Source organism: Halobellus marinus (genome assembly GCF_032113415.1).
Lineage (GTDB): Archaea > Halobacteriota > Halobacteria > Halobacteriales > Haloferacaceae > Haloquadratum > Haloquadratum marinus.
Genome location: NZ_CP134946.1, coordinates 3,452,887 through 3,467,054 on the forward strand (window position 1 = coordinate 3,452,887; position 14,168 = coordinate 3,467,054).

The 14,168-nt window shown below is 62.4% G+C and carries 15 protein-coding genes; 12 read left to right on the plus strand and 3 right to left on the minus strand.

Annotated features, from left to right (window positions below; genetic code table 11):
• Positions 1-446 precede the first annotated feature (446 nt).
• From RJT37_RS17125 to RJT37_RS17135, 3 genes are all read left to right on the plus strand, one after another.
• Positions 447-557, plus strand: a complete 111-nt coding sequence (locus RJT37_RS17125; RefSeq protein WP_313686349.1) for a lasso RiPP family leader peptide-containing protein — start codon at positions 447-449, stop codon at positions 555-557.
• A 190-nt stretch (positions 558-747) separates the two neighbouring features.
• Positions 748-1,584: a beta-keto acid cleavage family enzyme gene (locus RJT37_RS17130; RefSeq protein ID WP_313686351.1), complete on the plus strand. Its 837-nt coding sequence runs from the start codon at positions 748-750 to the stop codon at positions 1,582-1,584.
• Positions 1,585-1,624: 40 nt separating this feature from the next.
• Positions 1,625-1,837, plus strand: a complete 213-nt coding sequence (locus tag RJT37_RS17135) for a hypothetical protein (RefSeq protein ID WP_313686353.1) — start codon at positions 1,625-1,627, stop codon at positions 1,835-1,837.
• Between the two features lie 53 nt (positions 1,838-1,890).
• Here the strand turns inward: RJT37_RS17135 and RJT37_RS17140 are convergent, their stop codons facing one another.
• Positions 1,891-3,033, minus strand: a complete 1,143-nt coding sequence (locus RJT37_RS17140; RefSeq protein WP_313686355.1) for a GNAT family N-acetyltransferase — start codon at positions 3,031-3,033, stop codon at positions 1,891-1,893.
• Between the two features lie 288 nt (positions 3,034-3,321).
• On the opposite strand from RJT37_RS17140, the gene RJT37_RS17145 reads away from it, so the two are divergent.
• Positions 3,322-3,618 carry a PqqD family peptide modification chaperone gene (locus RJT37_RS17145; protein WP_313686356.1) on the plus strand — a complete coding sequence of 99 codons (297 nt, stop codon included), beginning with the start codon at positions 3,322-3,324 and terminating at the stop codon, positions 3,616-3,618.
• A complete protein-coding gene (locus tag RJT37_RS17150) occupies positions 3,599-4,036 on the plus strand; it encodes a lasso peptide biosynthesis B2 protein (protein WP_313686358.1) in 438 nt (145 codons plus the stop codon). Before RJT37_RS17145 ends, RJT37_RS17150 begins: the two co-directional genes overlap by 20 nt.
• Positions 4,037-4,379: 343 nt before the next feature.
• On the opposite strand, the gene RJT37_RS17155 is transcribed toward RJT37_RS17150, so the two are convergent.
• Positions 4,380-6,170, minus strand: coding sequence for an ABC transporter ATP-binding protein (locus RJT37_RS17155; protein ID WP_313686360.1), 1,791 nt, complete (start codon positions 6,168-6,170; stop codon positions 4,380-4,382).
• A 484-nt stretch (positions 6,171-6,654) separates the two neighbouring features.
• On the opposite strand from RJT37_RS17155, the gene RJT37_RS17160 reads away from it, so the two are divergent.
• The 6 genes from RJT37_RS17160 to RJT37_RS17185 all read left to right on the plus strand — a co-directional run bounded on the left by RJT37_RS17160 (position 6,655) and on the right by RJT37_RS17185 (position 12,412).
• The gene (locus RJT37_RS17160) at positions 6,655-7,563 is read left to right on the plus strand and encodes a serine/threonine protein kinase (RefSeq protein WP_313686362.1); all 909 of its coding nucleotides are present in this window, start codon (positions 6,655-6,657) and stop codon (positions 7,561-7,563) included.
• Positions 7,547-8,764, plus strand: coding sequence for a nucleotidyltransferase domain-containing protein (locus RJT37_RS17165; protein WP_313686364.1), 1,218 nt, complete (start codon positions 7,547-7,549; stop codon positions 8,762-8,764). The genes RJT37_RS17160 and RJT37_RS17165 overlap by 17 nt, the downstream gene beginning before the upstream one ends.
• 471 nt (positions 8,765-9,235) lie before the next feature.
• Positions 9,236-9,874: a hypothetical protein gene (locus RJT37_RS17170; RefSeq protein WP_313686366.1), complete on the plus strand. Its 639-nt coding sequence runs from the start codon at positions 9,236-9,238 to the stop codon at positions 9,872-9,874.
• Positions 9,871-10,503 (plus strand): DUF2238 domain-containing protein, encoded by a 633-nt coding sequence (locus tag RJT37_RS17175; protein ID WP_313686368.1) that lies wholly within the window; start codon positions 9,871-9,873, stop codon positions 10,501-10,503. Before RJT37_RS17170 ends, RJT37_RS17175 begins: the two co-directional genes overlap by 4 nt.
• A 224-nt stretch (positions 10,504-10,727) precedes the next feature.
• Entirely contained in the window at positions 10,728-11,282 is a 555-nt protein-coding gene (locus tag RJT37_RS17180; protein ID WP_313686370.1) for a DoxX family membrane protein, read from the plus strand.
• Between the two features lie 98 nt (positions 11,283-11,380).
• Positions 11,381-12,412, plus strand: a complete 1,032-nt coding sequence (locus RJT37_RS17185) for a threonine aldolase family protein (protein WP_313686372.1) — start codon at positions 11,381-11,383, stop codon at positions 12,410-12,412.
• 53 nt (positions 12,413-12,465) lie between these two features.
• Here RJT37_RS17185 and RJT37_RS17190 read toward each other — a convergent pair whose 3' ends face one another.
• On the minus strand, positions 12,466-13,407 hold the full coding sequence (locus tag RJT37_RS17190) for a cation diffusion facilitator family transporter (RefSeq protein WP_313686374.1): 942 nt from the start codon (positions 13,405-13,407) through the stop codon (positions 12,466-12,468).
• A gap of 99 nt (positions 13,408-13,506) precedes the next feature.
• Between RJT37_RS17190 and RJT37_RS17195 the strand changes: the two genes are divergently transcribed.
• On the plus strand, positions 13,507-14,025 hold the full coding sequence (locus RJT37_RS17195; RefSeq protein ID WP_313686376.1) for a metallophosphoesterase: 519 nt from the start codon (positions 13,507-13,509) through the stop codon (positions 14,023-14,025).
• The last annotated feature ends 143 nt before the right edge of the window (positions 14,026-14,168 follow it).

The window sequence follows — 14,168 nt, forward strand, 5'->3', positions numbered from 1 at the left end:
TCGCGACGAACGGACGTGAGGAGCGGAAGATCCGACAAAGAATCGAATCAGAGCGTGAAGCGAACTGAACGACCGTGATTCGGTTCTCACGTCCGGATCTATAGCCTAGCCGTTTTCCTGTCTATGAATATGCGAGACGGGAGCGGAATCATAGCGCCTTGCCGAGCGTCGTGAGGCTGTTGCGTCCAAACAGGGGATGACTCACGGGACCGGCGGTCATCCCAGGGTACGTCGTGGCCGCTGTGAGACACGCCTCACGTTCCGGCTAACATCCCGATCGAATACTATCGTGGCGTTCGCGAGTCTTCGCTCACACGGTCGCACGACTGCGTGCGATCGGATGCACAATCGGTTGCGAACGCTACAATAGCGATACAATACTCATCCGTCAAAGTGCACATAACAATACAAACACTTCTTGAAGGTGCCAACGGGTGCTACACCCAATGGCTGACTACGACCCACCGACGGTCGAGACGTATGGTAACGTCGAGGAACTGACGCAACGCGGCCACGACGGCGGATACGGAAAGAACGGCGGTGAAATACTCGACTAGTAGTTGTCGCCCGAGAACTGCCCGCTGAAGGACGCGGTTCCCCTACCGCGTTCCTCGCCAAACAGTGCATCGTACCGGTCGCGAAACCGCCCACGGCGTCACCCGAGGCGCTTCGAATCGCTTGAGAATACGGCCGGTCGACCGGTTTAAACTAATCATAACAATAGTTTGGTGAGACACGCAGTGCCCTATGGCATACGAAGACTACCACGATAACGAGAAACTCATCGTCACTGTCGCGACGACGGGCGGCGTTCACGGCAAGGATGCGAACCCGAACCTTCCGGAACAACCCGAGGAAATCGCCGCCGACGTTCGTGCCTGTGAGGAACTCGGAGCCTCCATCGTTCACGTTCACGGTCGTGACGAGCACGGAGAGAACGATGCCTCCCGGCTGCAGGACGTCAACGACGCGATCAGTGATCGCTGTGACGACATCATCATCCAGAACACGACCGGCGGACAGGGTCCGATCGAGGAACGGATCGAAGGGATCCGAACGGATCCACCCCCGGAGATGGCGTCACTCGATCTGGGACCGTTCAAACGGGATCGGCATATCATCACCGAACACACCCGTCAAAATATCGAGACGCTCGCCCTCGAGATGCGCGAACGGGGTATCAAGCCGGAACTTGAAGTGTTCAACGGCGGACAACTGAACGAGGCCTTCCGACTGATCGAGAAGGGACTGCTCGAACCGCCCTATTACGTCAACCTGATCTTTGGCGGATCGGCGTTCACGATCCCACGGCCGAAGAACGTGGTCAACCTGGTCGACAACCTTCCGCCGACGGCGGAGTTCAACGTCCTCGCGACCGGGGCTCACCAGATTCCGCTGACGACATTGAGTATCCTCCTCGGCGGGCACATTCGGGTCGGCCTCGAGGACAATCTCTACTACGCGGAGGATCGGCTTGCGAGGAGCAACGCCGAACTCGTGGAACGAGCCGTAGAGATCGCCGAACCCCTCGGGCGAGACATCGCGACACCCGACGAGGCGCGGGAAATCCTCGGAATAGCGTAAACGGGTCCTAACAAAGTGAATCAGGCGTGGGGATCCGTGTATGACCTGCAGCTACCTCCGCTATCGGTCCAGCGACGGGAAGCACGACTTCGACCACGAACGGCCCTACTGCACCGCCACGGGGAGTTTTGTCTCTCCGATGCGTGCCGACATCTGCAACGACCGGCACGACTTCTCCCATACGACACACTGTGAGATCTACCAACGGGTCGCAGAACGGACGGCCGATGCTGCGGTTGGGACGCTCGATTGACCGGGATTGTGTGAGTTACCCACGGCTACAGTCGTTGGCTTCTGCCCTCGCAATTAATGTGAGACCGACCACAGTTCCCGCGCAGCCTGGTCGACCGGATAGCCGTCTATACTCACTCCGTCACGGAACGAACGGAGTCCCAGCGTGAGCTGGCGGCTTTGGTCGGCCAGAACTGATAACGGAAGCCGACTCGACGAGAGAAACCCACGCTTCCGGAGGATACGGGGGGGAAACACCGGTTCGGGTGCTCTCAGTACGTCGCTCTCGCTGTAGTCGGCGACGAGGCGGTCGAGGGCACACGCAACGGCAGTCGTCCAGTTCTCGCCTCCGGTCCGAGGCACGACGTCGACTATCGACGTGACGGACAGTTTCCCGTCGTTTTTGAGAGCGATGATACCAGCCAGTGGCTCCCCATCGCGCCGGGCGATGTAGGTTCTACTGGGTTGCCACTCGGGACTCCGGAACCGCCAGCGGTAGAACGCCTCGTCGCGCACGATGCGGGGTTTCTTGGGGCGTCGCTGCCGGTAAAGCGAGGCTAAGGTTTTCTCCGGAACGGTTTCGGTTCGTGTCACAGTTATCTCCGCAGGTGACCCCGAAGTCCGATCGCGGACTGCGAGATGCGTTCGTGAGAGGACCGATGCGACCGGCGATAAAAGCGTTGTAACCGTATCTCGTGTTTTGGCATCCACGAGCGCACTGGCGGTTTGTACCCGGCAGTACGTCTCGTGATGTCCCAGCGACGACCACCCCATCTTCCGGTATCCAGGGAACGATCTGTGGTTGGAGTGGCTGAATAGGAATGCTGGCTCGGCGGTTTCGTAGTGCTGGAGCGCTAATTCGGTCATCGCGGTGAACAGCCCGCGACGTCTGTGATCGGGATGAATCAGCGTGTCTCGCGTCAGCAAGGCCAGTTCGCTCGCCTCGCCGGCTCGTACCCGAAACGCGGTGAACGGCCGTACCCCGACTATGTCGCCGTCGCTTTCGACCACGAAAAGCGGCACGTGATCGACGTACGGGTTCGCAACGTACGTTTGCCGGAACCACTCCTCGTCGATGCCCGCATACTGATGGGTCGAGAGGAGATCGACGACTTTTGCGGTGTCTTTCCTTTCGTACGGTCGGATCCGGTAGGTGACGCCCTTGCGCGTCGTCTCCATATGCGACCCGTCCGGGCCGGAGACCGATTTCGTCGCCATACCTTGTCGCAGCGCAATGGATTGGTTTGTTATGTTGTCTGTACTAGAGAAACGAGGGCGAGTACTCCGACCCACCGGGGGCGAGAGTGAAGCCCGACAGCCGCCCACCCTATCGCCCGTAGTCCCTTACGGAGTCCAAATCGTCTGCATCAACCAGCCACGAACCCAAGCTCGATAGTCTCCGCCGAGCCACCCCGAGACCCTTCGAAGGCCGTCCCAAACGGCTATTGTCGGTCTTGCGGGGTTAGGCGGTCTATACTCATACTCCGGTCGCCGGAAGGGGTGACTATGGCAGCGCTCAACACACAGACGACCGTGGTCGCCAAGGAGGAGCACGTCGCGACTACCGTGGACGGGGAGACGATCCTCCTGAACAAGGAGAAGGGAGCGTATCAGGGGCTCTCCGGCGTTGGGCCCCGAATCTGGGAGCTGATTCAGGAGCCGACGACAGTCGGGACACTCGTCGAAACCGTTTCCAGCGAGTACGACGTCGCGCCCCAGCGATGCGAGCGGGACATTCGCGAGTTCCTCCGGGAGATGGCCGCCGAACGTCTCATCGAGATCGATGATCAATCTGTTCTGTAGGTTCGCCTCGCTGTCTTGGGAAGAGCGATTCCTGCTGTGTATCTCGACGGTGCTGCTCCTTTCGTGCCGGGTGCTACTGGCGCTGTTTGAACTCGACCGGACGCGACGGGGTATTTCCCGGCTCGTGAGGGCGTCGCCGGCGGTTACGAGCGTCGAGGATCCGGATCAGATCACGTGGGCAGTGACGTCTGCGAACACCGTTCTCCCGGGGAGCGGCACCTGTCTCTCCCAGGCCATCGTCGGCGCCACACTCCTTGCGGCCCACGGCTTTCCTGCGACCGTCCGACTCGGGGTTGCGAACCCCGAGACGGCCTTCGAGGCCCACGCGTGGGTAGAGCGGGAGGGAACCGTCGTCGTCGGGGATCTGACGGATCTCGATCGGTATCGGCGAATCTCGAGTTGGACCGTTAGTGCATAACTTAAATTTCGGGTGTACAGTAGCTCATATATAACGAGCTGGCAAAGTATATATAACAATACGAATATTTAACGAAGGAGCCGATGGGTGCTACACCCAATGGCTGACTACGGCCCTCCGGCGGTCGAGACGTACGGTAGCGTCGAGGAGCTAACGCAGGACTCTTACGACGGCGGATACGGAAAGAACGACGTGCTACGATAGCCGTCGTCGCCTGCGAACTGCCCGCTGAACGACGCGATTCCCCCGCGTTTCTCCCCGGATAGAGCGTCCCCGGCACGTCGTAACAGCCGTGAGATACGCGTCCCATCCCGGTAATAGTCAGTCGCGGATCCGACTACCCTTATCCGACCTGCATCCTGTAGAGGGACGCGTACTGACCGTCCTCCGCGAGCAGTTCACTGTGGCTCCCCGTCTGCGTGATCGTGCCGTTTTCGACGGTGTAGATCCGGTCGGCGTCGGTAACCGTCGAGAGTCGGTGGGCGATAACCACCAGGGCACAGTCCCGGTCGATTCCCTCGATGGCATCGTGGACCTGCTGTTCGAGGCTGGAGTCGAGGTCACTCGTCGCCTCGTCCAGAATCAACAGATCCGCGTCTTTCAGTAGCGCCCTGGCGATGGCGACACGCTGTCGCTGACCACCCGAAAGACGGACACCGTCGTCGCCGAGTTCGGTATCGTACCCGCAGGGCAGCTCGTCGACGAACTCCGTGACACGCGACAGCTCACAGGCCCACTCGATATCCGACCGACTGGCGTCTGCCTGTCCGATAGCCACGTTCTCTGCCAGCGTCGTGTTGAAGATGTGGGGTTGCTGCCTGACGATCGATACCTGCTCTCGCCAGTCACTGAGATCGATCTCGTTAATCGGGACGCCGTTGGCGGTGATTCGACCACTTTCGGGTTCGTACAGCCGACAGAGGAGCGAGGCGATGGTCGACTTACCGGCTCCGGACGGACCGACGAACGCGACGAACTCGTCAGTGGTGAACTCAAAGGAGACGTTCGAGAGAACCTGCTGCGTCGAATCGTACGAGAACGAGACGTCGTCAAAGGTGACGTTCTCTATGGACTTCGGAGGCGTCCGGGAACCGTCTTTGGGCTCGCGTTCACGCTCGATATCGTCGATGAACTCCTGAACGCGGATGAGATGTGGGAGCCCCTGTTCGAGATTGTAGACCGTTCTGTTGATTCCGTTCACCATCGGAATGAAGCGAAACATCGCAAACAGGAAGGCGCTCATCGCAGCTAAGGAGAGATTCGCGATGACGAACGCCACGTAGATCAACAGAAACATCGCAACGGAAGCAGCGAGCCTGTAGCCGTTCGCAATCGCCGCCTTGTTCCGATCGACTTTGGTCTTCGCGGACGTGAACTGCTGTGAGGCGTCTCGAAACCGCGACAGAACCTGCTGCTTGAGACCGAACAATTTCACTGCACCGATCCCCTGTGTTCCCTCCTGGGCCGCGCGCTGGATTCGCTCGTTGGCCCGGGCAACCCGCTCTCCGACCGAATATCCGGACTCGATGAAAAGGCGGGAAAGGACGACGAGTGAACCGAAAAGCACGATACCACCCGCCGTGAGACGCGGCGCGAAGTAGAACGCGACTCCGAGATACACGAGGGCGAGAAACGTCTGTTTGATGAGCTCGACGATAGTGTTGATCGTTCGGCCCGCGTACTTCGCTTCCGTGATGATCGTGTTCAGTATCTCGTCGGACCCCTCCTCGTCGAAGTATCCGATCCGTGCGTCAAGGGCTCGCTCCAGTGCGGTGACCCGGAGTGCTGTGATATACTGCGCTCTCAGACCGGCACGGAGCCAGGCCACGAAAAAACTGAGCGTATATCGAACCGTCATCACTCCCATAACTCCGGCGACGAGAAACCCGATCGTAAACGGGATACCGAGCGTCGCGTAGATCCGTTCGAAAAGCTGGATGACGCCACCGGCGTCCCCGACGCTGCCGCCGGCCTGGACCGTTTCGACGATCGGAACGAGAAATCCGAGACCGATTCCCTCGAGTGCCGCCGCCACGATACTCAGGAAGACAATCGCCAACGCGTGTCCCGGCCGATACATCGCCACCCGGTAGAGCCCCCGGAGTTTTCGACGTATCGCGTACGTCTCTTCCATTATTCCGATAGGCAGCCCCATCGAACAAAATTATGAGCCGTTTACCGGATACTGTCGTCCGATTCCACAGATGGACGAGGCGAGCGCCTCGGGGGGTCGTTCGAGAGAGCTCCGCTCTCTCGTGCTGACGAGCCGTCTCCGTCGTCTCGAACCACTTGACACCGAGGGGTCACAGATACCAGCGACACATAACGAGCAGCAGCCCATCCGTTCACGGATTTGCAAGGCGGAAGTCCACGACGTTCGTCGTGGGTGGCTGACCGGTCGCATCGAGTGTCGGCCGCGGACGTTTCGGTAAGCTTCCACCCGTCAGTGTCGTTTTTTCTCGACCACCCCAGCAGCCCGTTATAGAGAGAATACTAATGGAGGTATCTCAGGTAGTCGGCAGTATGTGTAGCGAAGCGGTCGATCGGACCCACGCCACGAGGACAGCCCGCGACAGCCCGAATCGGGACCTGAAGAGCCGAAGCGTGGAGACGTGACCGTGTCGACCGAACCCCGTCACCGTCTGAACGCGTTCGGATTGACGGTCGCCTCGGCGTTCGAGATACCCGAACTCCCGGACTCGAAGAGTTCCGATGGGGCGGATGTCGTCGTCACGCGGCGATCGATCGACCGACCGGCGGACGCCCGAGACGACCAGACTGTTTATCAGAAAGGCACTGACGAACAGTTGCTCCTGTACGAAGCGGCGAACATCTCGATCCGCGGAGGCCGCGAGATATCCGTCGACCCCGATCCGACGGTACCGGAGGAAGTCATCCGACACGTCATCATCGGTCCTGCGTTCAACTATCTCCTCCACCAGCGCGGCTACCTCGTGTTACACGCGAGCACCGTCGCAATCGGGGACACGGCCGTCGCATTCGTGGGCGAGTCGGGAATGGGAAAGACCACGACTGCCACGGCGTTTCTGTGTGCCGGTCACCGCGTCTTGAGCGACGACGTCGCCGCCATCGAACTCGGTTCTGCGGGGCCGCGCGTCCAAAGCGGCTATCCGTCGATCAAACTGGACCCGTCGATCGTCGACCGGCTTGACGTACCGGTCGAAAAACCGCATCGAACCAGTCGGCTGCGAAATCGTCACTTCCACGGACTCAGACACGAACAGCCCGAATCGCCCGTCCCCCTGAAACGTATTTATGTCCTTTCTGACGGCACGAACGCGGCGGTTCTTCCAATCGAACCACGAAAGCAACCTCCCGAGTTGGTTCGACATACCTACACGGTCCCTCGCACCGATGACTCCGAGGAGATCGAATCGAACTTCGTTCGGTGTACTGCCCTCGCAGAATCGGTTCACGTTCGCCGGTTACGTCGGGAACGGGATCTCGGGAAACTCCCACAGCTCGTCGAATTAGTGGAGGAGGATATAGATGCGGACACGGATTAAGCAAGAGGATACACGGAATCCGGCCGTCGAAGAGTCTGCCCCGGAGGTCGAACTCCTCCGACGCTGTTTGCTTCCCCCATCGATGCAAGCGGAACCCGCCCGGATCCGAGTCCTCCTCGAAGAGGACCTCTCGTGGGACCGAGTACTCGAACTCGGCGGCAGTCACGGGATACTCCCGTTACTGTACCGTCACATCGAGAGCACTCCTGGACACGACGTCCCGGACGCCGTGGTACAGCGACTCCGCGATCGGGCCCACTCGACCACGATACGAAACCTCCAGTACACCGACGAGCTACACGGGATCTTCGAGAAATTCGAGGAAGAGTCGATCCGTGCGATGCCGTTCAAAGGCCCGATACTGGCCGCGGTCTCATACGACGATCTGTCGCTGCGGGAGTTCCACGATCTCGACGTACTCGTCCACAGACAGGATATCCCGGCCGCCGTCGATCTTCTCGAAGCTCGTGGCTATGAGTGGGTCCGTAATGCACCACGTCTCGACGATTCGCCACTTCTCGGCGGTCCGTATACGATGCCGTTGGTCTGTGAGTACAAGTTAGAACGTGCAGATTTGAAGGTCGAGGTCCGATGGCGTGTCGGCCAATCGCAACTCCCATTCGGACTTGGGTTCGAAACGATGTGGGACCGCCACGACACCGTCTCCGTCGCTGGGGTCGACCTTCCCGCGCTCGATCCCGAAGACAGACTATTGATGCTCGCATATCACGGCACGAAACACCGGTGGCATCTGCTGAAGTGGATCAGCGATTTTGCAGTATCGCTCGAGGGAACGGACATCGAGTGGTCACGGCTTTTCACCCGAGCTAGAACATATGGCGTCGAGCGGAAGTTACTGATCGGAACCGCTCTGGTGTCCTCGATACTCGATTATACGGTCCCCGAGTGGGTCGATCGACGGGTCCGAAACGACAGCGTTGCCGAAAAACTCGCAGCATCCGTCGCGGCGGCGATCGAAGATGAGCCCGAACGACCAAGTGCGACTGAGCGCCTGGTTTACAACGCCACGGCATCCGATTCACCGAGGGACGCTTTCCGGATGCTCCTCCACCGTGATAGCCTGCACCCGATGGTGCTGGAATACGAGTGTCTCCCGCTTCCGGGAGCGTTCCATCCCCTGTATTACTCTGTCGTCCCGATCCGTTTGACTGTCCAAAAGCTGATGAAAGCGCTCCGGTGATCGCCCGCGTCATCGCTGTCGCTCATCCACGGCAGACTGCGCATCCGGCAGCGGTCGAACTCGTCTTGTTCGACCTCGCATTGGATTTCCGCGTGGCTCCCGGTATCGATCCGGGCCAAGTGGCAGAGAGCGTGTCCGGGGAGCGTGACAGAGTCTTTTGACGACGCCGACGAGAATCCGGTGGACTGCGCCTCGAGGACGTATTCTTCGGTGCGGAAGAGTCTTTGACCGGACAGATGGTCTCTCCTTCGCGGACGACCGGCGTGGGCCCTCCTTTTCTCTCGACGAGGCCGCCGGTTTGGCCCGCAGCCACAGTTTCTCCTCTCGGAGCGTTTGCAGCTGATTTCTCAGCCGATCCCACGCCGTGGGGCGATCATCTGAGTGTCGCCTTGCAAACGCCACTAGAGCGCGCGTCGCTCACTCAGTACTGATGCCACTGAACTTATGCGATGAGAGACCGTCACGCCTCCAATGGCTGATCGCACTCGGGACGGGGATGGAAAGCTGCCATCTACCGCTGAGGACGCCCTGAAACGACTCTTTCGCGACGGGCGGACGAACGCGATGATCGCGTGGCTGCTCGTCGGTATCCTTGCCGTGGTGTTCGTCGAGAGCGTGCTGGACCTCGACTACGGCTGGATCCTGTTCGTCGCGGTCGTCGGCGCTGTCGTTCTCATCCCGCCTGTCGCGCACCGGGACTGGCACGTGATGCTGCCCTGGGAGCTGCTCGTCCTCGCGCTGCTCCCGATCTTGGTCCGCGGACTCTTCGGCGGGACGGTCGGCACTTTCGCGACCTATCTCGCGTTGGCTGCGCTCGCGTTGATCGTCATCGTGGAACTGCAGATGTTTACTACGCTACGTGTCACCCACTGGTTCGCGATCGGCCTCGTCGTGCTGACGACGATGGCGACGGTCGCAGCGTGGACGATCTTCCGGTGGAACGCCGACCGGCTGCTCGGGACCTCCTATCTCGTCGACAACGAGGCGCTGATGATGGAGTGGCTGTACGTCACCCTCGCCGGCCACGTCGCGGGCCTGCTGTTCGATGGCTACTTCAGACGACGCGACAAGGCGCTCTGGCGGGCTATCCGGCGGGTGATACGCCGATGACGCTGCTGCCCCGCCCCTCGCTCCGGAACCAGCGACGGCTCACCCGCGGGATGCAGCTGGTGCTCGTCGGGCTCGTCGCCTACGGCTTCCTCGCCGGCCAGCCGAAGGCGATCACGAACGGCGGCATCGCGCTCGTCATCACGTTCCTCCCCGCGGGGCTGCAGCGGACATACGACTTCCCGCTCGACCCCTGGCTCGCCCTCTGGATCACGAGTTCGGTGTTCCTCCACACGCTCGGGTCTGCCGGGCTCTACGGGCAGATCTTCTGGTGGGACAACCTCACCCACGCGATGTCGGCGTCGCTCATCGCGGCCGTCGGATACACGGCGGCCCGCGCGATCGACCTCCACCACGACGAGATCCACATCCCGCGGCGGTTCTTCTTCGTGTACATCTTCATCGTCGTGCTCGCCTTCGGCGTCGTCTGGGAACTGTTCGAGTTCGGCCTCGACATCGCCGCGGATGCGACCGGGCTGACGATGCCGCTGGCCCAGCACGGCCTCGACGATACGGTCCGCGACTCGATGTTCAACTCCCTCGGCGCCCTGATCGTCGCCGTCTTCGGGCAGGTCCACCTGACGAATCTCGCCGAGACGGTTCGGGAACGGTTCCTCACGACGGACCCCTGAGGCTCGCGGCCCGACACCCGACAATCGCCGCTCACGCCGGAGCAGTCCCAACCGCGGGACGACGACTCTCCGCAACTCCAGGGACGGGCCCTGTTCTGAAGCGGGACGGACGATACCGAACACCTTGCGGTAGACACTGTTCCTCTCGATTTCCGGAACTTCGGGAACCGTAGCCCCGTTATATCGCTCCGTCGTGCGACTGTAGATCTGTAAGGTGAACCACGATGAGCACAACAACGGAAACGACCCGAACCGCCGCGACAGAGACAACCCTCGGTGACGTCCTCGACTTCGATCTCGGAGGCACGTTCGCGGGCTACTGGCTCGCTGTCCTGCGCGTGATCACCGGCTACTGGTTCCTGCACGCCGGCTTCACCAAATTCAGCTTCGTCGCGGGCGAGCCGTTCGACGCGACCGGGTACCTGCTGCAGGGGACCGGTGGCAGTCCGATCCACGGTCTCTTTGCGTGGGTCGCGAGCACGCCGTGGCTGATCGAGTTCACGAACCTCGCGATCCCGGCCGGCGAGTTCCTCATCGGCCTCGGGCTGATCGTCGGCGCGTTCGTCAGGCTGGCGTCGTTTTTCGGCGTCGTCCTGATGACATTCTTCTACCTGGGGAACGCCGACTGGGCCCACGGCCTGGTCAACGGCGACCTGATGGGGCTGCTCCTGTTCGTCACGGTGGCGACACTCGGCGCGGGCCGGATCCTCGGCCTCGACGCCTACATCGAGCAACTCGATCTCGCCGACTCGAAGATCGCGAAGTTCCTCCTCGGGTAGGCGATCCGCCGGAGCGCTTTTTTTAATCCCTCGCCGCCGTCCTGTTTCGACCGCGTTTTGATCCGGGAGTATTTCGTTCTCGCCGCCGACGTGCCAGTATGGCGATCGATCTACGGAGCGATACGGTGACGCGCCCCTCCGAGGCGATGCGTACGGCCGCGGCCGACGCCGACGTCGGCGACGACGTCTACGGCGAGGATCCGACGGTGAACGATCTCGAAGCCGCTGCGGCCGATCGCGTCGGCACCGAGGACGCGCTGTACGTCCCGACGGGGACGATGGGAAACCAGATCGCCGCGCGCGTCCACACCGAGCGCGGCCAGGAGGTGATCCTCGACCGCGAATCGCACATCTACCGCTGGGAACTCGGCGGGCTGGCGCAGCTTTCGGAGGTGCAACCCCGAACCGTCGATACCGCCGACGGCGTCCCCACACCCGAGGACGTCGCGGCCGCGTACGTCGAAGAGAGCCTCCATCGTCCCGGGACCGGGCTGCTCACGCTCGAAAACACGCACAACGCCCGCGGCGGCGTCGCGGTTCCGCCCGAGTCGATCTCGGCGGCCGCGGCGGCCGCCCACGACCGCGACGTCCCGGTGCATCTCGACGGTGCGCGGCTGTTCAACGCCTGCGTCGCGCTCGACGTCGCGCCGGAACGGATGGTCCGCGACGTCGATTCGGTCCTGTTCTGCCTCTCGAAGGGGCTCGGTGCGCCCGTCGGGTCGATTCTCGCTGGCGACGCCGAGTTCGTCGCGGCCGCCCGCCGCGTCCGGAAGCTCTTCGGCGGCGGGATGCGGCAGGCGGGGTTGATCGCCGCGCCCGGCCTGGTGGCCCTGGAAAACGTCGAACGGCTCTCGACGGACCACGACAACGCGGCCCGACTGGCGGCCGGCCTCGATGCGATCGACGGCCTCCGCGCCCCCGAACCGGACACGAACATCGTCCAGGTCCACACCGACGCCCTCGGCGTCGACGCCGAGGAATTCGTCGCTACCTGCGAGGACCACGGTGTCCGCGGCGGCGCCCACGGGCCGACGCTCACGCGGTTCTGCACGCATCTGGACGTCGACCGCGCGGATATCGAGACGGCAGTCGAGCGGGTCGCCGCGGCGGTCGAAGAACTGCGCGACTGACGGAACGGGGCTGTGGGCCGCCGCCGCAACGACGGCAGTCCCGACGCGGCGGCCTAGACTTCCGGCTCGATGAAGACGTCCGTCACCCGGTCGTCGACGTCCCGCAGTCGCGTTTCGATCTCGCCGATCAGTTCGTCGATCTCCGCTGTCTCCACCTCCGGGTCGAAACTCACGTCGGCGGTGACGAGCACGTTCTCGGGGCCGACGAACACCGTCCGGAAGGTCTCGACGTGGACGACGCGGGGCGTCTCCCGGACGGCGTCCCTGAGATCCCCCTCGACGTCGGACGCGAGACTCTCGCCGAGGAGCAGCCGCTTGTTCTCCCAGGCGAGCGCCAGGGCAAACCCCATCAGCAGCAGTCCGATGAGCACCGCAGCGATGGCGTCGTAGACCTCGTTGCCGGTGGCCTTCGAGAGGAGGATGCCGACGAGCGCGATCCCCGCGCCCAGGAGCGCGATCGCGTCCTCGGTGAAGGCCGTCAGCGTCGTGACGTCGCTCATCTTCCGGAACGCTTCCCGGAGACCGCTCCAGCCGTACTTGTCGATCTGCCGTCGGACCTCCGCGTTCGCCTTCGCTAAGGCGTAGCTCTCGAAGCCGATCGCCCCGAGGAGGACGACGATGTTGACGTACCAGGAGGGAAACGTCGCGCCGGCGAAAGAGAGTGTCCCTGGGAGGGCGTGGCCGCCGTGGAAGACGGCGTCGTACCCGTGTTTCACCGACTCCCAGCCGGCGATCCCGAAGAGCAGCACGGCGACGAGAAACGAGTAGAAGAACTGTGCCTTGCCGTAGCCGAACGGGTGTTCGCGGCTCCGCTCTTTCTCGCTGTAGCGGATGCCGACCAGCAGGAACACCTGGTTGCCGGTGTCGGAGATGGAGTGGTACGTCTCCGACAGCATCGATGGGCTGCCGGTGAGGAGGAATCCGCCGAACTTCAGGATCGCGATGGCGCCGTTCGCGAAGAGAGCCGCGAGGACGACGCCTTTGCTTCCGGCCATACGTGCTACACTGGCGACGGCGGTAAAGTGGTTTTCACCGCTCGTTCCAGCCCCCTTCGGGGCGGACGGTTCTTGTCGGCAGCGCTCGTAGCCTCCTCTATGCTCACCGTCGTCTCCGACACCCACAGTACCGACTCCCACCGCCTCTCCGGGCGCACGCTGACGGCCGTCCGCGAGGCCGACGTCGTCGCCCACGCGGGCGATTTTATGCGCGAATCCGTCCTGGACGACTTCCAGCGCGAGGCGTCCCGGCTGTTCGCCGTCACCGGCAACAACGACGGCGCAGCGATCCGCGAGCGGCTTCCGGCGGCGCGCACCTTCACGTTCGCCGGCCTCACGTTCGCGATGACCCACACGCGGCGGGGCGGACCGACGGCGCTCTCGCTTTTCGGCCGGGAGCGCGGCGCCGACGTCGTCCTGTTCGGACACAGCCACCGCCCGACGTACGACGCCTCGGGTGAGGTCGTCCTCGTCAACCCCGGGAGTCACGCCCAACCCCGCGGCTACCGTGCGGCACACGCGGAGTTCGAGGAACGGCCGGGCGGTGGCCTCGAGGGGCGACTCGTCACCGTCGACGGCGAACCCTTCGAGTCGTTCGTCGTCGAAGAGGGGGAGTAAAAAAGCGGGGAGAGTCGGGCCGTCGCCGGTCGGCCGGTCGCGTCCGGACACCCCCTGGGGGGCAAGGGGGATGGGGATGTCCGCCGCGACCATCGAGGGGGAGTGTAGGCGCGTTTGTAACCGCTCTCCCGTCCGATCGCACG

Bases quoted from the DNA above. Each gene is read 5' to 3' on its own strand.
- RJT37_RS17195 (WP_313686376.1), top strand. From the start codon at position 13,507: ATGCTCACCGTCGTCTCCGACACCCACAGTACCGACTCCCACCGCCTC.
- RJT37_RS17140 (WP_313686355.1), bottom strand. From the start codon at position 3,033: ATGGCGACGAAATCGGTCTCCGGCCCGGACGGGTCGCATATGGAGACG.
- RJT37_RS17130 (WP_313686351.1), top strand. From the start codon at position 748: ATGGCATACGAAGACTACCACGATAACGAGAAACTCATCGTCACTGTC.
- RJT37_RS17170 (WP_313686366.1), top strand. From the start codon at position 9,236: ATGGCTGATCGCACTCGGGACGGGGATGGAAAGCTGCCATCTACCGCT.
- RJT37_RS17190 (WP_313686374.1), bottom strand. From the start codon at position 13,407: ATGGCCGGAAGCAAAGGCGTCGTCCTCGCGGCTCTCTTCGCGAACGGC.
- RJT37_RS17125 (WP_313686349.1), top strand. From the start codon at position 447: ATGGCTGACTACGACCCACCGACGGTCGAGACGTATGGTAACGTCGAG.
- RJT37_RS17175 (WP_313686368.1), top strand. From the start codon at position 9,871: ATGACGCTGCTGCCCCGCCCCTCGCTCCGGAACCAGCGACGGCTCACC.
- RJT37_RS17185 (WP_313686372.1), top strand. From the start codon at position 11,381: ATGGCGATCGATCTACGGAGCGATACGGTGACGCGCCCCTCCGAGGCG.
- RJT37_RS17135 (WP_313686353.1), top strand. From the start codon at position 1,625: ATGACCTGCAGCTACCTCCGCTATCGGTCCAGCGACGGGAAGCACGAC.
- RJT37_RS17145 (WP_313686356.1), top strand. From the start codon at position 3,322: ATGGCAGCGCTCAACACACAGACGACCGTGGTCGCCAAGGAGGAGCAC.
- RJT37_RS17165 (WP_313686364.1), top strand. From the start codon at position 7,547: ATGCGGACACGGATTAAGCAAGAGGATACACGGAATCCGGCCGTCGAA.
- RJT37_RS17155 (WP_313686360.1), bottom strand. From the start codon at position 6,170: ATGGAAGAGACGTACGCGATACGTCGAAAACTCCGGGGGCTCTACCGG.
- RJT37_RS17180 (WP_313686370.1), top strand. From the start codon at position 10,728: ATGAGCACAACAACGGAAACGACCCGAACCGCCGCGACAGAGACAACC.
- RJT37_RS17150 (WP_313686358.1), top strand. From the start codon at position 3,599: ATGATCAATCTGTTCTGTAGGTTCGCCTCGCTGTCTTGGGAAGAGCGA.